This is a genomic window from Arthrobacter sp. 01T414 (assembly GCF_056398965.1).
Map to the genome: position 1 here is coordinate 183,038 of NZ_JBFTQK010000005.1, position 22,194 is coordinate 205,231.

Here is a 22,194-nt window from a genome sequence, read left to right on the forward strand (position 1 = left end):
GAAACGGAAAATATAGACTATGAGTGACGAAACACCCGAGGTCCCGGCCGCTTCCGGCGCGGAACCCGTGCTCGAGGGCACCGTCCTTGATACCGATGTGCTGACCGACCGCGTCGAGCAGGTCGACCTGCAGACCGAGATGCAGCGCTCCTACCTCGACTACGCCATGGCCGTCATCGTGGGACGTGCCTTGCCGGACGTCCGCGACGGCCTCAAGCCGGTCCACCGCCGCGTGCTGTACGCGATGTTCGACGGCGGCTACCGGCCGGACCGGTCCTTCAACAAATGCGCCCGCGTGGTCGGCGAAGTCATGGGCCAGTACCACCCGCACGGCGACACTGCGATCTACGACGCCTTGGTCCGCCTGATCCAAGACTGGACCATGCGCTACCCGCTCGCGCTGGGCCAGGGCAACTTTGGTTCGCCCGGCAATGACGGCGCCGCGGCCCCGCGGTACACCGAAACCAAGATGGCGCCGCTGGCCATGGAAATGGTCCGCGACATCGACGAGGAAACCGTCGACTTCCAGGACAACTACGACGGCAAGAACCAGGAACCGACCATCCTGCCGGCGCGTTTCCCGAACCTGCTGGTGAACGGCTCCTCCGGCATCGCCGTCGGTATGGCCACCAATATTCCGCCGCACAACCTCCGCGAGGTCGCCGACGGTGTCCAGTGGTACCTGGCCAACCCGACCGCGAGCCGTGAAGAGCTGCTCGAGGAACTGATCCAGCGCATCAAGGGACCCGATTTCCCGACCGGCGCCACGATCCTGGGCCACAAGGGCATCGAGGACGCCTACCGCACCGGACGCGGCTCGATCACCATGCGCGCTGTCGTCAACGTCGAGGAACTCCAGGGCCGCACCTGCCTGGTGGTCACCGAGTTGCCCTACCAGGCGAACCCGGACAACTTGGCGATCAAGATCGCCGAGCTCGTCAAGGACGGCAAGATCTCCGGCATCGCCGACCTCCGGGACGAGACCTCGGGCCGCACCGGCCAGCGCCTCGTCATCGTGCTCAAGCGCGACGCCGTGGCCAAGGTGGTGCTGAACAACCTCTACAAGCACACCCAGCTGCAGGACAACTTCGCTGCCAACATGCTGGCGATCGTCGACGGTGTGCCGCGCACGCTCAGCCTCGATGCCTTCATTCGGCACTGGGTGACGCACCAGATGGACGTCATTGCCCGGCGCACCCGGTACCGGTTGCGGAAGGCGGAGGAAGAGGCACATATCCTGCGTGCCCTCCTCAAGGCGCTCGATGCGCTCGACGAAGTCATTGCCCTGATCCGTGCCTCCAGCACCACCGAAGAAGCCCGGGACGGGCTGATGGAGTTGCTGGAGATCGACGACGTGCAGGCCCGGGCCATCCTGGACATGCAGCTGCGACGTCTCGCCGCCCTGGAACGCCAGAAGATCCAGGACAAGCACGCCGAACTCGAATCCCTGATCGCCGAGTACAACTCGATCCTGGCCTCCGAGGAACGCCAGCGCGAGATCATCAGCACCGAACTCGCCGAGATTGTTGCCAAGCACGGTGACGACCGCCGCACCAAGGTCCTGCTGGGCTACGACGGCGACATGTCCATCGAGGACCTGATCCCCGAAGAGGAAATGGTCGTCACCATCACCCGCGGCGGCTACGTCAAGCGCACCCGCAGCGACAACTACCGCTCCCAGCAGCGCGGCGGCAAGGGCATCAAGGGCGCGCAGCTGCGCGGCGACGACGTCGTCGAGCACTTCTTCGTCACCACGACGCACCACTGGCTGCTGTTCTTCACCAACCTGGGCCGGGTCTACCGTGCCAAGGCATACGAGCTCGTGGAAGCCGGCCGCGATGCCAAGGGCCAGCACGTGGCAAACCTGATGGCATTCCAGCCGGACGAACACATCGCCCAGGTGCTGGACCTCCGCGACTACCAGCACGCCCCGTACCTGGTGCTGGCCACCAAGCGTGGCCTGGTCAAGAAGACCCGGCTCGAGGACTACGACACCAACCGCTCCGCCGGCGTGATCGCGATCAACCTGCGCGACGGTGACGAGCTTGTCTCCGCCCAGCTGGTGTCCGAAACCGATGACCTGATGCTGGTCTCCCGCAAGGGCCAGTCGATCCGCTTCACGGCGACGGACGAGGCCCTGCGCCCGATGGGACGGGCAACGTCGGGCGTGACCGGAATGAAATTCCGTGAGGACGACGAACTGCTGGCGGCCGACGTCGTGCAGGACGGATCGTTTGTCTTCATCGTCACCGAAGGCGGCTTCGCCAAGCGGACCGCGGTGGAGGAATACCGCCTGCAGGGCCGCGGCGGCCTTGGTATCAAGGTGGGCAAATACCAGGAGGAACGCGGTCACCTTGTTGGCGCCCTCATCGTTAACGAGGAAGACGAAGTCCTGGTGGTAATGGAAGGCGGCAAGGTGGTGCGTTCCTCGGTGTCCGGGGTCCCCGCCAAGGGCCGCGACACCATGGGCGTAATCTTCGCCAAGCCGGACAAGAACGACCGCATCATTGCCGTCGCCCGGAACAGCGAACGCGGCCTCGAGACCGACGAAACAGCCTCCGAAACCGAGGATGAAAGTCGGGCTACGGAGCAGGATGACGTAACGTTGGCTGGAGATACCGGACCGCGCGAGGGGTCCGCAGAGACAGAATCAGTACCGGCCCCGGAGTCAGATGAGTCATCAGGCCATGCCGAACTGGACGAAGACAATACCGGAGGTAACGCGTGAGTAATTCCGACTCATATCCCAAGTCGAGCAGCGGCCCCGGCGGGACGCGGCAGCCTACCGCCGCCCCGCGGGTGAACGCCCCGTCACGCCCGCAGCAGCGGCCGGCTGCCGCAGGCTCCGGCCAGCGCCCGGCCACCCCCGGCCAGCGTCCGGCCGTTCCGGGCCAGCGTCCCGTCGGCGGCCAGCGGCCGGAAGCCTCGGGCCAGCGCCCCGCCCAGGGTGCCCCCGGACTGGTCAAGCCGGCTCCCAAGGCCAAGGTTCGCCGCGCACGCCTGCTGATCAGCAAGGTCGACCCCTGGTCCGTGCTCAAGATGGCCTTCCTGCTCTCCGTTGCGCTCGGTATCGTGACGGTCGTCGCGGCGATTGTTCTCTGGACCGTTCTGGACCTGACCGGCATCTTTGACCAGGTGGACGGGCTCCTCGGAACGCTCGCAGGCACTGAAAGTGGCGGCTTCGAGCTGAAGAAGGTGGCTTCCCTCGGCCAGGTCGCCTCCTTCGCGGTGATTATCGCGGTGATCAACGTCGTGCTGCTGACGGCCCTGTCGATGCTCTCGGCGGTGCTGTACAACATCGCTGCCACCCTCGTGGGCGGCATCGGCGTCACCCTCACGGACGACTAAAACCCGTACTTTTCCCGGATATTCTCCGGGGAAATGCCTCGATTTGAGATCGGGCCGGGATGTGCTGTAAAGTCATATCTCGGCCCGATGAGGCATCGGGGCGTATAGCTCAGGCGGTTAGAGCGCTTCGCTGATAACGAAGAGGTCCCAGGTTCAAGTCCTGGTACGCCCACGGAACCTGTACTGGTTCCTGTAAAGGTCCGCGTAAATGTGGAACGGAACGGGGTGCGTGTGAAGAAGTTGCTGGTTGTTGCAGCCACGATCGCAGGCGTCCTGCTCTACAGGAAGGTGCAGGAATCCGAGGCCCGGAAGGCAGTCTGGAGCGAGTCGACCGACACGGTTGATTAGCCCGGAACCCCGGCAGGGAGCTGGCAACGGCTCTACGGCACTGGGGTATGATTGACGGGTTGCTTCTTATGGGGGCATGGCGCAATTGGTAGCGCACCTGCTTTGCAAGCAGGGGGTTCGGGGTTCGAGTCCCCGTGCCTCCACCATAGGGAAAGGTCCCGGCCAGCGGAAACGCTGGCCGGGACCTTTTGCGTTAAGTCCCGGATCCCCGTAACGGTCGACCAGGTAACCGGGAGGCCGGCGCCGGCACACTACTGTGGGAGCGTGAACTTCTTCCTCGCCGCCCTTGGCGTGCTGGGTGTCGCCTCCTCCGGCCCCTTGATTGCCGCCACCCTGGGCGCCACGTCTGTCAGCGCCCTCGCCATTGCCTTCTGGCGCAACGCGATCGGTGCGGCCGTGATGGCCGGCCCCGTGCTGGTTCGCCAGCCCCGCCAGTTCGGCCGGGTCACCGGCAGCGAGTTCCGCTGGTCGCTGGCGGCGGCGGTGGCCCTGGCACTGCACTTCGCCTGCTTCATCACCTCGCTGCAGTTGACCTCGGTTGCGGCCGCGACTGCCCTCGTTTGCCTGCAGTCGGGCTGGATCGCCGTTTTCCAGCTCTTCCGCGGGGTCCGGCACCGCTGGCAGGTCCTCGCCGGCCTCGGCCTCGCCTTCGGCGGCGTCGTGGCCATCACCGGCTTCGACATGGGCAGTTCGCCGCAGGCCCTGGTTGGGGACCTCCTAGCGGTTGCCGGAGGCGTGCTGGCGGGTATCTACACCCTGGCCGGCGGCAAGGCCCGCCAGACCATGGGTACCGGCGTCTACACGACGCTCTGCTACGGGATGTGTGCCGCTCTGGTTGCGGTGCTGGCGCTGGCCACCCGTCAGCCGCTGGCAGGCTTCGACGCGACCGGCTGGCTGGGCATCCTGGCCATTACGGTCTGTGCGCAGCTGGTGGGACACACGGCCTTCAACCACCTGTTGGCGACGATGAGCCCGCTGCTGGTTTCGATGATCATCCTGCTGGAAATCCCGGGCGCGGCGCTGTTGGCGGCGGCGTTCCTGGGCGAGACACTGCCGGCGGGAACCTACGCCGGCCTGGGGATGATCCTTGTGGGCCTCGCCGTCGTGGTGATGGGCCAGCGCCGCTCCCGCGCCGTACGGCGCAGCGCGGCCCGGCTCGCGGAGTTGGGGACCGACTAACGTCGGCGGTCGGGTCCGTGCCTGCCGGGTCTACTGACCGCCGCGACGGGCCGGCTGGGCGGTGTTCACGGTGTGGATGGCGCGTAGCAGCTTGGCCGGGAAATACACCGAAAAGAACACCACCATAGGCGCCTTGAGGGCCATCTTCTTGACGTTGTGCGCCTTGTAGGTGCGGTCGAAGCGCGTGACGTAGTAGCGGTAGTCGCGGGGTGAGTCCTCAAGCCGGCGCGCGGACATCCCGGACACCATCTGCGGCCAGTACTGGATCCGCAGGTCGTGGTCGGCGAGGTGGAGGGAGAGGTCTATGTCCTCATGCATCTCATCCTTCTCGTCCCGGCAGGTCTCCAGCCGAATGGTCTCCCACGCGGAACGGCGGAGCGCCATATTCGAGCCGAAAAGGAAGTGGTACTGGTGCTTGGCCAGCTTGAGCATCAGCTGGCGCATCTTGTCGTCGGCTTTGAGGCCGAAGCGGCGCATCGGCATGTCGTAGTAGACGACGGGGCCGGTGGCGGCGTGCACGGACGGGTCTGCGAAGGCCCGCTGGACTTGTTCCACCCAGTCCGGTTCCAGCACCGAGTCGGCGTCGATCCGGCCCAGGATATCGCCGCTGGCATGGTCGAGGCCGAAGTTCCGGGTGGGGATGAGTCCCTGGTCCCGGTCCTGGCTGATCAGGATGATCGGGCTCTCCGGGTATTCCATCTGCATCTGCCGGACTATCTCCGCGGTGCGGTCCTTGGACATGTTGTCCACCACGATGATCTCGTGCGCCGGCACGGACTGGTAGATGGCGGCAATGAGGCACTGTCGGATGACGCTTTCCTCGTTGTACGCCGGAATGACGATGGAGACGGCCGGGGGCGGCTCAGCATCGTGTGGGGCATCCACGGAGGGCTCAACGGGTGACATCCCCCCAAATTTAGCACCTGCGCCGTTTATGCGGCCTTTAGCCGGGCGACTCGCTCGGCGAAAGAAAACCAAAAGGAGGGACCCCGCCAACGGCGGAATCCCTCCTTAAGGAGCGGGCCTTGGGCTGCCGGTTTGTGTGACCGGCAGACGGCAGGCTACTTGGTCTTATCGTCGCCGTTCAGGCTTGCAGCGATGTTCCGCACGGCGGTCTTGGCGTCGGTCGCAACCTTTGCCGAGGAATCGCCGGACTGGGCAGCAACGGCGTCGGCAGCGTCAGCGGAGGCTTCGGCCGCCTTGTCTGCTGCGGCAACGGTTGCGTCGGCGGCATCTTCGGCCGTTTCGCTGACGCTCTTCTTGACGTCTTCCTTCACGTCGGTGACCGTGGTCGCCGGCACCGGAGCCGGCGTCGCGGGCGTGACCGGAGCGGGAGTCTTCCAGGGGTCCTCGATCGGCTTGGAGGCCTTCCAAGCGGCGACGCCCGCGGCCACGGCCGCTGCGATGACGCCGAAGATGAGGAAGCCGCGGTGCTTGGGCTTCTGCGGCTTCGCGATCTCGCCGGTGACGGCACGCGTAGCTTCGGCAGCAGCGGCCTTGATCTGCTGGCCAGCGGTTTGCGCCTGCTCCTGGATGTTGTGGACGACGCCGGAATCAACCAGCCGCTGAGCCACAGCGTCCACGTGGGCCGGGGCACCTTCCAGGGTGCGGTGCACGGCGTCGGAGGCGTGGCCGATCTGGTCCGAAAGACGGGGCAGGTACTCGACGACGACGCGGTCGCGGGCGTTGGCGATCACCGGCGTGGCCTTGTCCAGGGCATCGTGCAGCCGGGGGGTGGCGCTTTCGACGGCATCGTGGATCTTCGGGGCCAGCTGGGCCAGCCCGTCCTGGATCCGGGGGGTCACGGTAGCTACGCCGTCGGCCAGGTTGTGGGCCGCTGACTTCAAGCCCTCCTGGATCTTGGGAGAAGCGGTATCCAGGCTCTGCTGCAGACGGGGAACAGCCCAGTCAACTGCTGCTTCAACACGCGGGCCCGCCCAGTCCTTGGCGTTTTCCACTGCGGTGCTGACTGACTGCTCCAGCTCACGGGCAATACGATCCGTTTTCTTCACAACTACCTCCCGATTAATGTGACGGTTCTGCAGTTAGCCTACGTGTCCCGGACTCCACCGGCTATTCTCAGGGGCGATTTCGGCCCGATTTCACCCAGCGCGGAACTGACAATGCGGCCCTGTGCGCGAGGGCCTGCCGTGGAAGAATAGGGCCATGACTGCCAACGCAACTGCAAAAGCCACTATCCACACGAGCCTCGGCGACATCGTCGTCAATCTCTTCGGCAACCACGCACCCAAGACGGTCGACAACTTCGTTGGCCTGGCCACCGGTGAGAAGGCCTGGACGCACCCGGAAACCGGTGAGGACAAGACCGGTACGCCGCTCTACAACGGCACGATCTTCCACCGCATCATCAAGGACTTCATGATCCAGGCCGGCGACCCGCTGGGCCGCGGCATCGGCGGACCGGGCTACAAGTTCGACGACGAAATCCACCCGGAGCTGACCTTCAACGAACCCTACAAGCTGGCCATGGCCAACGCGGGCATCCAGATGGGCCGGGGCACCAACGGATCCCAGTTCTTCATCACCACCATCCCGACCGGCTGGCTGCAGGGCAAGCACAGCATCTTCGGCGAGGTGGCGGACGAGGAATCCAAGAAGGTTGTCGACGCCATTGAAGGCGTCCGCACCGGCATGGGCGACCGCCCCGTCGAAGACGTCGTCATCAACAGCATTGACGTAGAACAGCTCTAGCCCAAGCCATGAGCTACGGAATTCCGGCGGCGGAGCCGTCCGCGCAGATCCCGGTGTGCCCCCGGCACCCGGACCGGCCTGCCTACGTGCGGTGCCAGCGGTGCGGGCGCCCTGCGTGCCCCGACTGCCAGCGGGCGGCCGCCGTCGGATTCCAGTGCGTTGACTGTGTCAACGAAACCAAACGTACGACGCCGACGCCCCGCTCGGTGTACGGCGGCGCCGTCGCGCTGGGCAGGCCACTGGCCACCCTCGCCATCATCGCGGCCTGCGTACTGGTGTATGTGCTGCAGTGGATAGTTCCCAACGACGGGATCTACCAGGACTTCGCCTTCGCCACGCCCTACGCCAACCCCGCGTACGGGGCATTCGAACCTTGGCGGATGCTTACCTCCGCCTTCCTTCATTCCCAAGGCTTCATCCTCCACATCGTGCTCAACATGTACATGCTGTGGATGTTCGGCCAGGCGCTGGAACCCCTTCTGGGTCGTGTCCGCTTCCTGGCCCTTTACCTGCTGTCCGCCATCGGCGGATCGGTCGGCTACCTCCTTTTGACCCCGGCTTATGCACCGGGCCAGGAAGTCACCGGTGTGGTGGGCGCTTCCGGCGCCATCTTCGGCCTCTTCGGCGCCATGCTGGTGGTCCAGCGCCACCGCGGCGGCGACACCCGCCAACTGTGGGTCCTGATCGCCATCAACGGCGTCATTGGCTTTGTTATCCCCCAGATCGCCTGGCAGGCGCACCTCGGCGGCCTGGTCACCGGGGCGCTGTGCGCCGCGGTGATCGCCTACGTGCCGCGGGGCCGTCGCCAGGGTCTCCTGCAGGCAGCCGGCCTTGCCGTGGTGCTGTGCCTGCTGATAGCGGCCACCGCCCTGCACGCCGCGGCAACCTCCGTGCCTGCCTAGGCTCACCGCCCCCGGCTCGCCAGCTCTCCGGCCCACTCTAGGCTCTGCGCGCTCTCCGCTACGGTTTCGGACCGAGGCTGCCCGGATTCGGGATGCTCTGCTCTCGAACTGCCGCGCTCTTTCGCAACCACCGCACCCATTGCCCCGCGCACCGCCCTCGCCCCGCCTGAGCCGCGCCGGCAGCTTTTCCACAGGGGTTATCCACACTGTTGGTAACTTACAAGCCTGTAGTTCAGCTGGGCGTGCCGGATCTGACAGCCCCAGCTGGCAAATTCTGCACGGCGCACCCACAACTCTCCACACCTGTGGATAACTCGTTGGGGATCACTTGTGGTTAAGTGGACAACTCCGCGTTCGGGGAGGGGTTTCCCCAAGAACGACGAACCCGCTCCCCACGACCGCTTCAGAGACGGCGGGTCGACACCGCACGGTCCCCTTTCCCGCGTCAGCCGCCGGGGCCGGAAGCCGCCGTCGGAGCCGGCGGCGCCATTAGCTCCACACCCTGGCTGTGTCAGGAGTACGAAGGCGGTGGGATGCGCATTTATCTGATTTATAGCCGGTTATGCACAGGGTTTTTCACAGTGTTAATAACTTGATCCTCTGAGTTTCGTCACCGGGAACGCGCCGTTGCGGGCTCTCACGACGCCACGGGGAGCTGGATGATGAGGGCTTATCCCCACCTGTGGATAAGTTGTGGGTAGCGGATTGTTATTAAGTGGACAAGTGCCCGGGGCCAGGCCTTGGGCACAGCCCAGCACCGCCCAAGCCTTCCGAGAGGCGTCGAGCCCCAGGCCAGGCCCGCCAAACGGACGAGTGAACGGCTGCGCACCCCGTGGAGTGCGCCTAGATTGGGAACGAAGGCAGTTATCCACAGAAAATCCACACTGTTAATAACTCACAGCCTTGTAATTCGGCCGCCGAGGGCACCTTGCTTCCCTGATTTGAATGCGCTGACGGGCCAATCGGGCCCGTACCCGGGCGCGGTCCTCGGCATGGTCAATCAACAGCCTGTGGATAACTTATGGATTGTTGTGCACAGCTGTGGACCCGGGGGCTTCGCTAGCGGAGCCAGACGCCCGAGGTGCCGCGCCGGTGGCTGTCGAGCAGATGGGTGTCCACCATCCCGATGGCCTCCATCAGGGCATACATCGTGGTGGGGCCGACGAAGGCGAAGCCGCGCTTGCGCAGGGCTTTGGAGAGAGCGACCGATTCCGGCGAACTCGTCGGGATGTCGGCCAATGCGGTGGGCTCCGGGGTGCTGTCGGGCTGGAAGCTCCACACGAAGTCCACCAGTCCGCCGTCGTCCCTGAGGTTCACGGTGGCCCGGGCGTTGGTTATCGCGGCGCGGATCTTGAGCCGGTTGCGGACAATGCCCGCATCCTGCAGCAGGCGCTCGACGTCGTCCTCGGTAAACGCGGCCACCGTGTCGGGGTGGAAGTCGGCGAACGCCGCGCGGAAGGCGTCCCGCTTGCGCAGGATCGTCGCCCAGGACAGGCCGGCCTGGAACGCCTCGAGGCTGATCCGTTCGTAGAGGCCCTGTTCGTCACGGACCGGCAGCCCCCACTCCGTGTCGTAGTAGTCGCGCAGGAGCGGGTTTGTGGCTGCCCAGGCCGGCCTGGCCAAACCATCGTCGCCGATGATGCAGCCGCTGACGTCGGGGGTCATCTGGAGTCCTTTGCTGAAGAGTTGGCTTCCAGCATTATCGCCCGCCCGGGAACAGTGGGCGCTTAACGCAGCAGGCCGGCACACTGGGTGTGCCGGCCTGCTGCTAAATGGAAATGGCGCCTAGGAACGCCAGCGCGTGGTCATCAGGAAGCCCGCGATGGCGATGCCGAATCCAGCGACGATGTTCCACGATCCCCAGTCCCGGACCGGGAGGGTGCCTTCGCTGATGTAGAAGGTGATGATCCACAGCAGTCCGATGATCATCAGGCCGAACATCACCGGCTTGAACCAGACGGGGTTGGGCTTGTAGGCCTGCGTCGCAGAAGTCTGCTGTGCGACGCTGGCAGTCCTCTTTCGCGGCTTCGACTCGGGCACGGGTCCTCCTTGACGGGGCTGGATCGGGTGCGGCGCCTCGGCTTGATATCCTGCAGGAAACGGAACAGCCGGCGGTCAACGCGCCCTTGGTGAAGTTTGAAATCCTAATCGCAGCCAATTCTAGCTGTAGTTCAGGCCACACCCCGCCCGCTGCCGATGTCCTAAGGAGAGCCCACGGTGCTGCAGGAGAAGGCCGAATCCCTGGCCGCGCCTGCACGTGGCGGGGACAAAGCTCCACGGCGGGCTTTGTCCCTTGCCCTCCAGTTTGGCGGCGAGTTGCTCCTGACCGCGGGCGTAATCCTCCTCCTGTTTGTGGCGTGGCAGCTGTGGTGGACAAACCTCGACGCCGACGCCCGGCAACGCGAGGTCGTCAAGGTCTTCGCGCGGGACCAGGCCGGTCCCGCCGCCCCCGGCTCCAAGGGGTCGAACTCCGGAACCAACCCCGGCCCGGCTGCTGCAAGCCCCGGGAGGGCCGCTGTCGCCCCTGAGCCTGCACCCGGCACGACCATCGGCGTCGTCTACGTGCCACGCTTCGGTGCCGACTACACGCGGCCCGTGGTGCAGGGAACCACGCCCGAGGTCCTGGACTCGCTGGGGCTTGGGCACTACGGCGGCACCGCGATGCCCGGCGCGGCGGGAAACTTCGCGCTGGCCGGGCACCGGCAGACCCATGGCGCTGTCCTCGACAACATCGACACCCTGGTTCCGGGCGACAGGATCTACGTGCAGACCCGCGACGGATACTACGTCTACCGCTTCCGTAACACCGAGATCGTGCGGCCCACCGCCACGGAGGTGCTGCTGCCCGTGCCTGGCCAGCCCGCCGCAACCCCGACGGAAAGCTACCTCGCTATGACAAGCTGCAACCCGCGTTTCGGTTCACAGGAACGGATCATCGCCTATTCCGTGCTCGAGCGCTGGCAGCCCGCTTCCGCCGGGCCCCCGGCTGAAATAGCCGCCCAGCTGGCCCGCACCCTCGGGGAGGGCTAGACCCATGTACGGATGGATTTTCCGCAAGCTCCCCGGGCCTCTATGGCTGCGGATTGTCACGTCGCTGGTATTGCTGGGCGGCGTGCTGGTATTGATGGTTCAGTTCCTATTTCCCTGGATGGCGCAATTTGGCCCGTTCACTGATTCGACGATTGGTTTAGCAAGGCACCCATGAGCACAACCAAGATCCTGGTCGTAGACAACTACGACAGCTTTGTCTACACCCTGGTCGGCTACCTCCAGGAGCTCGGCGCGGAGACCACCGTGGTCCGCAACGACGACGTGACGCTTGCCGAGGCGATCGAGATGGCGGAGGCCCGCGACGGCGTCCTGATTTCCCCCGGTCCCGGTGCACCGGCGGACGCCGGAGTCTGCATCGAGCTGATCAAATGGTGCGGCAGCCACGACAAGCCCATGTTGGGCGTCTGCCTCGGACACCAGGCGCTGGCCGAGGCGTACGGGGGGACCGTCACTCACGCCCCGGAACTGATGCACGGCAAGACCTCGCTCGTCGAACACCACGGGACCAGCGTCTTCGGCGGCCTGCCGTCGCCCTTTACGGCGACGCGCTACCACTCACTCGCGGCAGTGCGCGAAAGCATACCGGAGGTTCTGGAAATCACCGCAGAGACGGGCACCGGCGTCGTGATGGGACTCCAGCACCGCACTGCGCCGCTGTGCGGCGTCCAGTTCCACCCCGAGTCGGTCCTCACCGAAGGCGGTTACCTGATGCTGGGGAACTGGCTCGAATCACTCGGCATGGCAGGAGCGGCGGCGCGGGCAGCGGCACTGAGCCCGCTAATCCAGCACTAACCCGGTGCGCTGCTAGGCGCCGGGGTCCAGCAGCTTGCCGACGCCTTCCGTGACATCCGTCTGGGTCGGCGAAGGCGTCGGTGTGGGCGTAGGCGTCGGCGGGGGCGGCGGCGCTTTGGCCACGGTGACGGTGATCGCCTTGCCCTGTTCGACGGCGGCCTGAGCCGCATCGCTTTGCGCCGTCACTTTGCCCGGCTGGACCTGCGTGTTTTCGACTTCCTTGATGATGGCCAGCAGGCCGACTTTCTTGAGTGCTGCCTGAGCCTCGGCCTTCGGCAGGCCGATAAGCTGCGGGACCGCCACCTTGCCGGTAGACACGATGATCTCCACGGTGCTGTCCACGGCCACAGTCTGGGCAGGCGCCGGGTTGGTGGTAATGACGATACCGGCCGGCACATTGGGGCTGTTGTTCAGGGTGGTCGTTGGGGCACCGGTCAGACCAGTCCGGCGCAGTTCGTCCCTGGCGTCCGCCTCGGTCCGGCCGGGCAGGTCCTTCGGGATGGTGATCACGCTGGGACCTTCGGAGATGTTAAGGGTGATCTCCGAATCGCTCTCCAGCGAGCTCCCGGCGGTGGGCTCGGTGCCGACGGCGATGCCCTTGGGGATCTTCTCGTGCTGGATGCGCTTCAGTTCCGGCTTCAGCCCGGCGTTGTAGAGCCTTTGCAGCGCCTCGGATTCGGTCAGCGAGGTGACCGGGGGGACGTCCACCTTGGCTACCGGTGCAGGCTTTTGGTTGACCGTGTTGTAGAGCCACAGGCCGCCACCGGAGAGGACCAGCAGGGTGAAGATCACCAGCGTGGCAATCCACATCCGACGGCGGGACTTCTGCCGGGGGGTGGGTTCGCGTTCGGCCGGAAGGCTCAGTTCGAGGCCATCGGTGTCCGGTGCGCTGTGCGGGGCCGGGCCGGACTGGGCGGCGGAAGCCTCGTCGTCAGGCACCGAGAACGGCGTCGGGATGCGTCCGGACGGGGCGTCGTCGAGGAACTTGGCCCCGGTCAGCGCCAAGGCCGCCGTGGGCGCCACCTGGCCGGTGCCGGCAACCGTGTTGTTCGGATCGGTCGGTGCCTCGCTGGCCGGCAGGAGCGCCACAGCGACGCCGCTGCGGGCTGCCCGGAGCGCCCGCCGGAAAGAAGCAGCGTCCTGGAACCGGTCTGCCCGGTTCTTTTGCAGCGCCTTGGCCAGCACGCTGTCCAGCGCTGCGGACACGTCCGGGTTCAGGCTGCTGGCCGGTTCCGGAATTTCCCGTACGTGCTGATAGGCGACGGAGACCGGGCTGTCGCCGACGAAAGGCGGCCGTCCGGTCAGCATCTCGTAGAGCAGGCAGCCAGCCGAATAGAGGTCGCTGCGCGCGTCGACTGTTTCGCCCCGGGCCTGCTCGGGGGAAAGATACTGGGCCGTCCCCACCACAGCCTGGGTCTGCGTCATCGTCGCCGAAGAGTCGGCCATGGCACGGGCTATTCCGAAATCCATCACCTTTACGCTGTTGGAATCGGGACAGAACATGACGTTTGCGGGCTTGATGTCGCGGTGCACGATTCCGGCCTGGTGACTGTATTCGAGGGCGGACAGCACGCCAAGCGAAAAATCGATCGCTTGGTCGATCGTGACTTCCTTGGCCCGGATCAGGTCGCGGATGGTCTTGCCCGAGACGTACTCCATCACGATGTACGGCACGCGCACGTTGTCCTCGGGACCGCCCGGGACCGCATGGTCCCCGGTGTCGAAGACGGCAACGATGGAGGGATGGTTCAGTGCCGCGACGGCCTGTGCCTCCCGCTTGAACCGGGCCTGGAACTGCGGGTCCCGAGCTAGGTCCGGACGGAGCAGCTTGATGGCAACCGTCCGGCCCAGCCGGGTATCGAGTCCGCGGAACACATCAGCCATGCCGCCGCGGCCGATCAGCTCACCCAGCTCATAGCGACCGCTGAGGACGCGCTGGGCCGACGCCGGGCTGCTGTCCTCCCGGTGCGATGGAGTGCGGGGTGAAGTTGACACGGTGCCTACTTGGTGGAGCTGGCGCTCGGCGAGGGCGAGTCCGAGGCGGGCGCCGGCGCGGCGGCGAGGTGGTAGGTCACTACGGAACCGGCAGGGACCTGAGAACCCGATGCGGGTTCGGAGCTTACGAAGGTGCCCTCGGGCTGGGTTCCGTCGCCCGCCACAGGATCACCCTTCTGCCAGCGCAGGCCGGCCTGTTCGATCGCGCGCTGGACCTGCTTCTCGCTGTCGCCCTGTTGGAACGAGGGGACGGCAACCTTCTCCGGCCCCTTGGAGTAGCTCACGGTGATGGTGTCGCCCGGCTGTACCGGCCCCGAGGGATCGATATCGAGCACCGTTCCGGGAGCGGCGGGGTCAGCGATCTGATTGCCCTTGACCTGCAACCCGAGGCCGTTCAGCTCGGACCGGACGTCGTTGTACGGGCGGCCCTTGTAGGCGTCCGGAATCAGGTTGATGGCGGCCGGAGTCGATTGGGTCGGCGTGGCCGAGCTAACCGTCGGGCTGGGGCTCTTGGAGGTCGGCGCAGCGCTCGTGGTGCTGGCCTTGGCGCTGGTACTGGTGGCGGCCGGCGACGAGGGGAACAAGATCCCCGCCTGCGAGAGGACCACCCCCACCAAGGCAAACAACACCAGGAGGATCAGTGCGATCAACGGCCAGGTCCACGGACTGCGGCCCTTGCGCTGAGGCTCCTGCTCCTCCGGCTCATAGCCGTCATAGTCTTCTTCCTCCTCCGGAACCCAGCTGCGCTCCGCAGCCAGCGCATCGGCCCGGGAGAGGGCACTGCGGGCGCCGTGACCGCTCGCAGCGGCGGCGCCGGCAGCGAGGCCGGCCGCAGCGCCAGCACCTGCGGCGCCGATCACCGGCAACGCCGACGTCGACCTGTCCTCCGCGGAGATAACGCCGGTCGCGGCGGTGGGGAGATTCACCGGAGCGGTGATCGGCCCGGTAGCCGCTTCGAAGAGCAGCATGCCCGGAACGGCCGCGTGCGCAGCGGCTATATCCCCGTTGCGGATGGCGTCGGATGCCTCGGCCAGCTTGATCGCGTCGGCAGGACGGTTCTTGGGATCCTTGGCCAGCATCGACATCAGGAGCGCACGGACGGGCCGGGGCAGGGTGTCGGGCAACGGCGGCGGAGCGTCGTTGACCTGGGCCAGCGCAATCGCAATCTGGGATTCACCGGAGAACGGACGGTGCCCGGTGAGGCACTCGTAGCCGATCACGCCGAGCGAGTAGATGTCGGAAGCGCCGGTCGCCGTCTGGCCGGTGGCCTGTTCGGGAGCCAGATACTGGGCCGTGCCCATCACCTGGCCGGTCTGCGTCAGCGGGACCTGGTCGGCCAGCCGCGCGATGCCGAAGTCGGTGACCTTGACCCGGCCGTCCGGGGTGATGAGCAGGTTGCCCGGCTTGATGTCGCGGTGCACGAGGCCCTGGGCGTGCGCAACGGACAAGGCGCGCGCCGTCTGGGAGATCATCGAGAGGGTCCGGTCCGGGGAGAGCACCTGCTCATGCTCGATGATGCTGCTCAACGGCTGTCCGGGAACGAGTTCCATGACGAGGTAGGCGGAGCCCTCTTCCTCGCCATAGTCGAAGACGTTGGCGATGCCGACGTGGTTCAGCAGGGCGGTGTGCCGCGCCTCGGCCCGGAAACGCTGCAGGAAACCCGGATCGCCGGTGTATTCCTCTTTGAGGACCTTGATCGCCACGATCCGGCCAAGGATCAGGTCCTTGGCCTTCCAGACTTCTCCCATGCCGCCGATCGCAATGCGTGTGGTCAGCTGGAATCTGCCGCCGAGGGTGATTCCCGATGTAGGCCTCACTTATTCAACACCGCCTCAAAAATCTTCTTCGCGTTCGGACTGGTTAGATTTGCGCCGGTGGTGATGTCCACGCCTTGCATGACAATCGTGACCGCCACTTGCGGGTCATTCGCCGGGGCGAACCCGGTAAACCAAGAATTGTTCAGGCCGGTGCCGAGCTCGGCAGTGCCGGTCTTGCCCGCCACCTCGACGTTGGGAACTGCGGCGCCGCCGGCGATGCCTTCGCTGACCACACTCGTCATCCACTCGGTGATCTGGCGGGCGATTTCCGGGCTGGTGGACGTCCGGAGCGCCTCGGGCCTGGGCTCGTTGAGAATCCGCAGATCGGGAGACCGCAGGGCCTTGATCAGGTTGGGCTTCATCTGGACGCCGCCGTTCGCGATGGCGGCGGTCATCATGTTGATCTGCAACGGCGTGGCACGGACGTCGCGCTGGCCAATGGCCGACTGCGCCAGGCCTGCGTCGTCCAGCGGCTCGCTCGGGAAGGTGCTCTTGGCCATTCCCAGTTTCAGCTGGTCGCCGAAGTTTTCGCCGAAGCCAAACTTGGCGGCCTGTTCCTCGATCGCCTTCTGGCCGAGGTCGATCGCGATGCTGGCGAACGGGGTATTGCAGGACTGCTGCAGGGCGAAGGCGAACGAGGCCTTGTCCCTCGTGTAGCAGTTGCCGCCGGCGTAGTTCGGCAGCTTGTACTGGATCCCCGGGAACGGCATCTCGGCCGGGTTGGGCAGCACGCTGTCCTTGTTGTATTTGCCGGAGCTGAGGGCCGCCGCCGTGTCCACGATCTTGAAGACCGACCCCGGGGCCAGCAGCGCACCGGTGGGACCGCTCACGGACTGGTTCAGGTTGATCCCGGGAATCTTGTTCAGTTTGGTGATGTTGGCTGCTTCAGCGTCTGCATCCTGGGTGGCCACCAGGTTGGGGTCATACGACGGCTTCGAGACCATGGCCAGGATCGCACCGGTCTTAGGGTTCGACACCACGATCGAGCCGCGCTGGCCCTCGGGGATCAGGTCGTAGGCAAGCTTCTGGATTTTCGGGTCCAGAGTCAGCTCTACCGAGGCACCCTTCGGCTGGTTGCCCAGGAACAGCTGGCCCACTCGGTCGAGGAACAACTGGTCCGAGCTGCCGGCGAGCTGTTCGTTCATCGCCAGTTCCATGCCGGTCAGGCCATAGTTCTTGGAGAAGTATCCGGTGATGCCGGCGTAGAGCTCGGGCTGCGGGTAGCTGCGCTGGAACTGGCAGCTCTCGCTGCCCGCGACGGACTGCGCCACGGGCTTGCCGCCCACGATGATGGCCCCGCGGTCGTTGCAATAGTTCTGCAGCAGCGTGCGCTTGTTCCAGGCGTTGGCCTTGAGTTCGTCGGCGCCGACCACCTGGACGTAGCTGAGCGCACCAAAGATCAGCGCGAACATGGCGATCGCGGCGATCCAGGAGTTGCGAATGGCCTGGTTCACAGGTGTTTCACCGCCTCGGTGGGAGCGTCCGGACTTGTGCTGGCTCTGCGGGCCGGTGCCGTTACCGGCTTCGGCGGCAGGGCCGTGGTGTCGTTCTTCACTTCAGGATCCTGGCCCGGGGGCAAGGGCGTGGTGTCCACCGGCCCGCGCGCCGTGTGCGAGATCATCAGCAGCAGTCCGACGATGATCCAGTTCGCCAGGAGGGAGGAACCGCCGGCGGCGAGGAACGGCGTCGTCAGTCCGGTCAGCGGGATCAGGCGGGTGACACCGCCGATCACCACGAAGCACTGCAGCGCGATGGCGAAGGACAGGCCCGTGGCGAGCAGCTTCCCGAACGCGTCCCGGGTCCCGAGTGCCGCCCGGAAACCCCGGGTGAAGAGCAGCAGGTACATCAGCACGATCGCAAAGACGCCGATCAGACCGAGTTCCTCGCCGAAGGAAGCGACAATCATGTCGCTGTTGGCGAAGGGGACCAGATTGGGACGGCCCTGGCCCAGGCCGGTGCCGACCAGCCCGCCGTTGGCCATGCCGAAGAGCCCTTCGACGATCTGCCGGCTGCCGCCGAACTCGCGGTCATAGACCTCGGGGGTGAAGGCATTGATCCATCCGTCGATCCGGAGGGCCACGTGCGAGAAGACCTTTGACGCCACGAAGCCGCCGCCCACCATCAGGACGACGCCGATAATCACCCAGCTGATCCGGCTGGTGGCGACGTAGATCATCACCAGGAACAGCCCGAAGAACAGGATCGAGGTACCGAGGTCGCGCTGGAAGATCAGCACCCCGATGCTGACCAGCCACGCCGTGATCATGGGACCCATGTCCTTGAACCGGGGGAACTGCACGGGGCCGATCTTGCGGCCCGCCAGCAGGATCAGGTCCCGGTTGGAGGAGAGGTAGCCGGCGAAGAAGATGGCGAGCGTGATCTTCGCGATTTCACCCGGCTGGAAAGTCATCGACCCGAGCTTGATCCAGACGCTGGCGCCCAGCACTTCGCCCGCGGAAATGCCCGGCACCAGCGGCAGGATCAGCAGCACCGCGCTGACCGCGAGGGAGATGTAGGTAAAGCGGCGCAGCAGCCGGTGGTCCTTGAGGACGAAGATCACCGCGATGGCAACGGCCATCGCCACAAGGGTCCAGCGCAGCTGGTTATTGCCGGTGTCTTCCCCGACGCGGTCGAGACGGTGGATCATCGCCAGGCCGAGGCCGTTGAGGGCCACCACGAGCGGAAGTATTACCGGATCGGCATACTTCGCGCGGAGGCGCAGCACCACGTGGAAAGCCAGCGCCGCCGCCGCGAGGAGGCCGGACTGGAACCAAAAATCGGTGTCGAAGGCCTTTTGCCGGTCGACACCGACGAGCGCGTTGGCACCAATCCCGACCGCGAGGGCCAGGACCAGCAGGAGCAGCTCGGCGTTGCGGCGCGGCTTGGGCGTGGGATCGATCGGTGTCATTTGCCCCCCTCACAGTAAGTCGGGGACGGCGTCGGCGTCGGGGTCGGCGTGGCCGATTTGGACCGGGAGGCCGCGCCGGAAGTGGCGCGCGCGGTGGCCTTAGCCGTGCTGGTGCTGGGCGTGGGGGAGGGCGTCAGGCACTCGTCGGCGGGCGCCGTCGTGCCGGTCCGCTGAAGGTTCTTGACGATCCGCTGCGCGTCGTAAAGGTCCCGCGCGGGAACAGTCTGGCGTACACGCTGCTGCGAGAACTCAGGCAAGTCAGACATCCGAATATCGGTCACCGTCTCGAGGGTGGAGAGTGGAATGGGGCCCAGTCGCTGGGAGACCCCATTGAAAATGGCAACCCGCTGGTCGTGCTCACCGATGTAATACCGGGTCTGCGTCCAGGCGTAGCCGAGCCACAGGCCGATGCCAAGCACGGCAACGATCGCCGCCGCGATGGAAATGGTCAGCCAGCGGCGGTGCCTGACCGGGGGCTTGAAGTCCTCGGATTCTTCCTTGTCCGGCTCGGCCTTGTGCGTCAGCACCGTGGCCGCCCGGCGGGCCACCGTGCGGCCGGCGATGGACGGAATGGAGCCGGAAGCGGCGGCGGAAGCCGCCGCGCCCACGAGTTCATGGGGGCGGGTGGAGAGTTCTTCACGCAGGACTTCGGCGGACAAGTGCTCGCCAAGGTGCGGGTCCGTGGAGGGCTGGGGTTCCTTCGCCTCGCCGGCGTCCCCACCGGCATTCTCGGACGTCTTGCCGGCGTAGGTGCTGCCGGCGCTCCCGGGCGGCGGCGTGGCCGGTGTGCCGGGCGGCGGTGTGGTCCCGGAAGCCGGCGCTGTCGCGGTTACGGTTGCAGGCTCGGGAATGACCTCGACGGCGGCGGTATTGACGTCGTCCGGCGTCGGTTCGGCGATGTCCACCATGACGACTGTCACGTTGTCCGGGGAACCGGCCTCCAGCGTGAGGTCGACGAGTTTCTCGGTGCACTCGCGCAGGCTTTTGGTCTCCCGGACGGTGCGCTCGACAACATGGCCGGCAACATAGTTGAGCCCGTCGGAGCAGAGCAGCCAGCGTTCCCCGGGTTCGACGTCGAGCACGTCCAGGTCGAGTTCGGGACTGGCATCGACGTCGCCGAGGACCCGCATGAGGACGTTCTTGTGCGGGTGCGTTTCGGCCTCTTCGGGGCGCAGCCGGCCCTCGTCGATGAGCCGCTGGACGAAGGTGTGGTCCACGCTGACCTGCTCGAACTTGCCGTTGCGGAGCCGGTAGGCGCGCGAATCGCCGATGTGCGCGAAGTGGAGCTTGCCCCCGGCCAGCAGCAGGGCAGTAACGGTGGTCCCCATCCCGGCGAGTTTCGGGTTCATGTGGACCAGTTCGGACAGCAGCGAATTGGCGGTCTGGATCTCGTCGGCCAGGACGGTGTCCGCCTCGCCGGCTTCCACGTCGTAGTCGTCGCGGTCCAGATGGATCATGTCCAGCACGGTTGCGGCGGACGCCACGTCTCCGCCGGCGTGCCCGCCCATGCCGTCGGCGACGACGGCGAGGTGGCGGCCAACGTAAGCGGAGTCGTCGTTTTTGGCACGCACACGGCCGACGTCGGAGCGCGCGGCGTAGCGCATGATGAGCGGCCGCTTCGAGGCAGTTGCTGCCTTGTCTGCGGGGGATTCCGGGGCAGCCATGGCTACGGCCTCAATTCAATGACCGTCTTGCCGATTCTCACGGGGACACCCAGCTCAACCGGAAGGGCCCGGGTCAGCTGCTGGTCTGCCAGATATGTGCCGTTGGTGGAGCCGAGGTCCTCGATGAACCAGCGGCTGCCCTGCGGGAACAGGCGTGCGTGCCGGCCGGAGGCGTAGTCATCCTCCAGGACCAGAGTGGCTTCCTGTGCCCGGCCGAGCAGAATGGGGCTCGCAGCCAGCGGAAGGGTGGTGCCTTTCAGCGGTCCTTCCGTGACGACGAGTTGGCGCGCCTGCTGCTTCGCCGGGGCGGGTGCGGGCTCGGCCAACGAGGGGTTCCGGCGTACCTGCCGGGCCGTGGGGGCGCCGGCTGCGGCTTTGCGCCCGATCATGAGATCCCGGCGCATGGCCGAGACGATGCTGAAGATGAGGACCCACAGCAGGATTAGGAAACCAAAGCGCAGGGCAGTGATGGTCAGTTCGCTCACGGGCGGCCGCCCGGGTTGGCGGGCAGAAGGCGGAAAATGATTTTGGTCCGTCCCATCGTGATTGTGGCGCCGTCGGTAAGTTCCGAACTGCCCACGACTTTGTGGCCGTTCACGTAGCTGCCGTTCGTTGAGCCTAGGTCGATGGCCTCCGCCGTGCCCTGGCCGGTGCGGATTTCCAGGTGTCGGCGCGACACCCCTGTGTCGTCGATCAGGATGTCCGCTTCGGAGGAACGGCCCAGTACCACCGAGGGCGCGTTCAGCGAATAGCGCTGGCCGTCAATGTCCAGCACGGGCTGGAGGCGGCCGGGCTGGCGGTTCGGGGCGGCGGGCATGACGCCTTGGCTGCCGGGCTGGGCGGGAGAGCCGCCGGCCTTTTCGGTTCGGGAAGTGATCTCGAAATCGCCGGCGCGGCGGTCCTCGTCGCGGCGGAAACTGATGCGCACCGGACCCTGCAGGGTGTACCCCTGGCTGCGGACGTGGTTGATGACGACGTCGCACAGTTCTTCCGCGAGGGGCGTTCCCCATTCCTGGGCCCGCTGGAAATCGTCAGCGCTGAGCAGGACATCGAAAACGTTAGGGGCCAGGGTGCGTCCCGCGGCGATGGTGAGGGCCTTGTTGTCCACTTCCCGGCGGAGGTGGCTGGCTATCTCAACCGGCTCAACCTGCGCGCGGGAACCGGTGGAGAAGACTCCGCGGACGGCCTTTTCGATGCCGCGCTCGACTTTGTCCAGCAAGCCCATGGTCCTTCTCCTTTCCTGGCAGCTGCGGTGCAGCGTTTGTTCGGGAACTCGGTTTCCAACATTCGCGGGAGTCCGCCGTATCCGGGCACTCCTACATCAGATACTACTGGGCAAGGCTGGGAATGGCCTTAATGCGGCCCGCCGCTGCGGCCGGCAAATTTGCTCCGGACCGGCCCTGACGTGCGCGGATGTCCGGCGGACGGCTGGGACAGCGCGGGAGCCGCCGGGGGCTGGCCGGTCCGTTTTTGAGCGC

19 protein-coding genes and 2 tRNA genes are annotated in these 22,194 nt (G+C 66.0%); 10 read left to right on the forward strand and 11 right to left on the reverse strand.

Annotated elements, in window-relative coordinates:
* The first annotated feature begins 19 nt into the window (after positions 1-19).
* The 6 genes from gyrA (at position 20) to AC1DK9_RS13220 (ending at position 4,875) form a co-directional block, all read left to right on the forward strand.
* Entirely contained in the window at positions 20-2,728 is a 2,709-nt protein-coding gene (gene gyrA, locus AC1DK9_RS13195) for a DNA gyrase subunit A (protein ID WP_476916187.1), read from the forward strand.
* The gene (locus AC1DK9_RS13200; RefSeq protein WP_476916188.1) at positions 2,725-3,348 is read left to right on the forward strand and encodes a DUF3566 domain-containing protein; all 624 of its coding nucleotides are present in this window, start codon (positions 2,725-2,727) and stop codon (positions 3,346-3,348) included. The genes gyrA and AC1DK9_RS13200 overlap by 4 nt, the downstream gene beginning before the upstream one ends.
* A 98-nt stretch (positions 3,349-3,446) precedes the next feature.
* A tRNA-Ile gene (locus tag AC1DK9_RS13205) sits at positions 3,447-3,520 on the forward strand.
* 38 nt (positions 3,521-3,558) lie between these two features.
* Positions 3,559-3,696 carry a DLW-39 family protein gene (locus AC1DK9_RS13210; protein ID WP_476916189.1) on the forward strand — a complete coding sequence of 46 codons (138 nt, stop codon included), beginning with the start codon at positions 3,559-3,561 and terminating at the stop codon, positions 3,694-3,696.
* A gap of 70 nt (positions 3,697-3,766) precedes the next feature.
* A tRNA-Ala gene (locus tag AC1DK9_RS13215) sits at positions 3,767-3,842 on the forward strand.
* A gap of 118 nt (positions 3,843-3,960) precedes the next feature.
* Complete coding sequence (locus AC1DK9_RS13220; protein ID WP_476916190.1) at positions 3,961-4,875, forward strand: DMT family transporter; 915 nt, start codon at positions 3,961-3,963, stop codon at positions 4,873-4,875.
* 30 nt (positions 4,876-4,905) lie between these two features.
* Here AC1DK9_RS13220 and AC1DK9_RS13225 read toward each other — a convergent pair whose 3' ends face one another.
* Positions 4,906-5,781 carry a glycosyltransferase family 2 protein gene (locus tag AC1DK9_RS13225; protein WP_476916191.1) on the reverse strand — a complete coding sequence of 292 codons (876 nt, stop codon included), beginning with the start codon at positions 5,779-5,781 and terminating at the stop codon, positions 4,906-4,908.
* 155 nt (positions 5,782-5,936) lie between these two features.
* The gene (locus AC1DK9_RS13230) at positions 5,937-6,887 is read right to left on the reverse strand and encodes a hypothetical protein (RefSeq protein WP_476916192.1); all 951 of its coding nucleotides are present in this window, start codon (positions 6,885-6,887) and stop codon (positions 5,937-5,939) included.
* A 154-nt stretch (positions 6,888-7,041) separates the two neighbouring features.
* Between AC1DK9_RS13230 and AC1DK9_RS13235 the strand changes: the two genes are divergently transcribed.
* The gene (locus tag AC1DK9_RS13235) at positions 7,042-7,587 is read left to right on the forward strand and encodes a peptidylprolyl isomerase (protein ID WP_476861406.1); all 546 of its coding nucleotides are present in this window, start codon (positions 7,042-7,044) and stop codon (positions 7,585-7,587) included.
* Positions 7,588-7,595: 8 nt separating this feature from the next.
* Entirely contained in the window at positions 7,596-8,489 is an 894-nt protein-coding gene (locus AC1DK9_RS13240; RefSeq protein ID WP_476916193.1) for a rhomboid family intramembrane serine protease, read from the forward strand.
* A 1,059-nt stretch (positions 8,490-9,548) separates the two neighbouring features.
* Here the strand turns inward: AC1DK9_RS13240 and AC1DK9_RS13245 are convergent.
* Together AC1DK9_RS13245 and AC1DK9_RS13250 are read right to left on the reverse strand one after the other, a co-directional pair.
* Positions 9,549-10,154 (reverse strand): DNA-3-methyladenine glycosylase I, encoded by a 606-nt coding sequence (locus AC1DK9_RS13245; RefSeq protein ID WP_476916194.1) that lies wholly within the window; start codon positions 10,152-10,154, stop codon positions 9,549-9,551.
* Positions 10,155-10,274: 120 nt separating this feature from the next.
* Positions 10,275-10,529 carry a cell division protein CrgA gene (locus AC1DK9_RS13250; RefSeq protein ID WP_476861403.1) on the reverse strand — a complete coding sequence of 85 codons (255 nt, stop codon included), beginning with the start codon at positions 10,527-10,529 and terminating at the stop codon, positions 10,275-10,277.
* A 180-nt stretch (positions 10,530-10,709) separates the two neighbouring features.
* On the opposite strand from AC1DK9_RS13250, the gene AC1DK9_RS13255 reads away from it, so the two are divergent.
* Both AC1DK9_RS13255 and AC1DK9_RS13260 read left to right on the forward strand, forming a co-directional pair.
* Complete coding sequence (locus tag AC1DK9_RS13255) at positions 10,710-11,519, forward strand: class E sortase (protein WP_476916241.1); 810 nt, start codon at positions 10,710-10,712, stop codon at positions 11,517-11,519.
* 171 nt (positions 11,520-11,690) lie between these two features.
* On the forward strand, positions 11,691-12,332 hold the full coding sequence (locus AC1DK9_RS13260; protein WP_476861402.1) for an aminodeoxychorismate/anthranilate synthase component II: 642 nt from the start codon (positions 11,691-11,693) through the stop codon (positions 12,330-12,332).
* 12 nt (positions 12,333-12,344) lie between these two features.
* On the opposite strand, the gene pknB is transcribed toward AC1DK9_RS13260, so the two are convergent.
* The 7 genes from pknB to AC1DK9_RS13295 are packed head-to-tail and all read right to left on the reverse strand — an operon-like array spanning position 12,345 to position 21,941.
* A complete protein-coding gene (gene pknB, locus AC1DK9_RS13265) occupies positions 12,345-14,327 on the reverse strand; it encodes a Stk1 family PASTA domain-containing Ser/Thr kinase (protein ID WP_476916195.1) in 1,983 nt (660 codons plus the stop codon).
* 5 nt (positions 14,328-14,332) lie between these two features.
* Complete coding sequence (locus AC1DK9_RS13270; protein ID WP_476916196.1) at positions 14,333-16,144, reverse strand: protein kinase domain-containing protein; 1,812 nt, start codon at positions 16,142-16,144, stop codon at positions 14,333-14,335.
* A complete protein-coding gene (locus AC1DK9_RS13275) occupies positions 16,141-17,598 on the reverse strand; it encodes a peptidoglycan D,D-transpeptidase FtsI family protein (protein WP_476916197.1) in 1,458 nt (485 codons plus the stop codon). Before AC1DK9_RS13275 ends, AC1DK9_RS13270 begins: the two co-directional genes overlap by 4 nt.
* Positions 17,595-19,052: an FtsW/RodA/SpoVE family cell cycle protein gene (locus AC1DK9_RS13280; RefSeq protein WP_476916198.1), complete on the reverse strand. Its 1,458-nt coding sequence runs from the start codon at positions 19,050-19,052 to the stop codon at positions 17,595-17,597. The genes AC1DK9_RS13275 and AC1DK9_RS13280 overlap by 4 nt, the downstream gene beginning before the upstream one ends.
* Positions 19,049-20,716 (reverse strand): PP2C family protein-serine/threonine phosphatase, encoded by a 1,668-nt coding sequence (locus tag AC1DK9_RS13285; protein WP_476916199.1) that lies wholly within the window; start codon positions 20,714-20,716, stop codon positions 19,049-19,051. The genes AC1DK9_RS13280 and AC1DK9_RS13285 overlap by 4 nt, the downstream gene beginning before the upstream one ends.
* Positions 20,717-20,718: 2 nt before the next feature.
* On the reverse strand, positions 20,719-21,201 hold the full coding sequence (locus AC1DK9_RS13290) for an FHA domain-containing protein FhaB/FipA (protein WP_476916200.1): 483 nt from the start codon (positions 21,199-21,201) through the stop codon (positions 20,719-20,721).
* Positions 21,198-21,941 (reverse strand): FhaA domain-containing protein, encoded by a 744-nt coding sequence (locus AC1DK9_RS13295; RefSeq protein WP_476861395.1) that lies wholly within the window; start codon positions 21,939-21,941, stop codon positions 21,198-21,200. The genes AC1DK9_RS13290 and AC1DK9_RS13295 overlap by 4 nt, the downstream gene beginning before the upstream one ends.
* Positions 21,942-22,194: the final 253 nt, after the last annotated feature.

Excerpts from the sequence above, each read along its gene's own strand:
- gyrA (WP_476916187.1), top strand. The coding sequence starts at position 20 with ATGAGTGACGAAACACCCGAGGTCCCGGCCGCTTCCGGCGCGGAACCC.
- AC1DK9_RS13225 (WP_476916191.1), bottom strand. The coding sequence starts at position 5,781 with ATGTCACCCGTTGAGCCCTCCGTGGATGCCCCACACGATGCTGAGCCG.
- AC1DK9_RS13235 (WP_476861406.1), top strand. The coding sequence starts at position 7,042 with ATGACTGCCAACGCAACTGCAAAAGCCACTATCCACACGAGCCTCGGC.
- AC1DK9_RS13240 (WP_476916193.1), top strand. The coding sequence starts at position 7,596 with ATGAGCTACGGAATTCCGGCGGCGGAGCCGTCCGCGCAGATCCCGGTG.
- AC1DK9_RS13245 (WP_476916194.1), bottom strand. The coding sequence starts at position 10,154 with ATGACCCCCGACGTCAGCGGCTGCATCATCGGCGACGATGGTTTGGCC.
- AC1DK9_RS13260 (WP_476861402.1), top strand. The coding sequence starts at position 11,691 with ATGAGCACAACCAAGATCCTGGTCGTAGACAACTACGACAGCTTTGTC.
- AC1DK9_RS13280 (WP_476916198.1), bottom strand. The coding sequence starts at position 19,052 with ATGACACCGATCGATCCCACGCCCAAGCCGCGCCGCAACGCCGAGCTG.
- AC1DK9_RS13285 (WP_476916199.1), bottom strand. The coding sequence starts at position 20,716 with ATGGCTGCCCCGGAATCCCCCGCAGACAAGGCAGCAACTGCCTCGAAG.
- AC1DK9_RS13295 (WP_476861395.1), bottom strand. The coding sequence starts at position 21,941 with ATGGGCTTGCTGGACAAAGTCGAGCGCGGCATCGAAAAGGCCGTCCGC.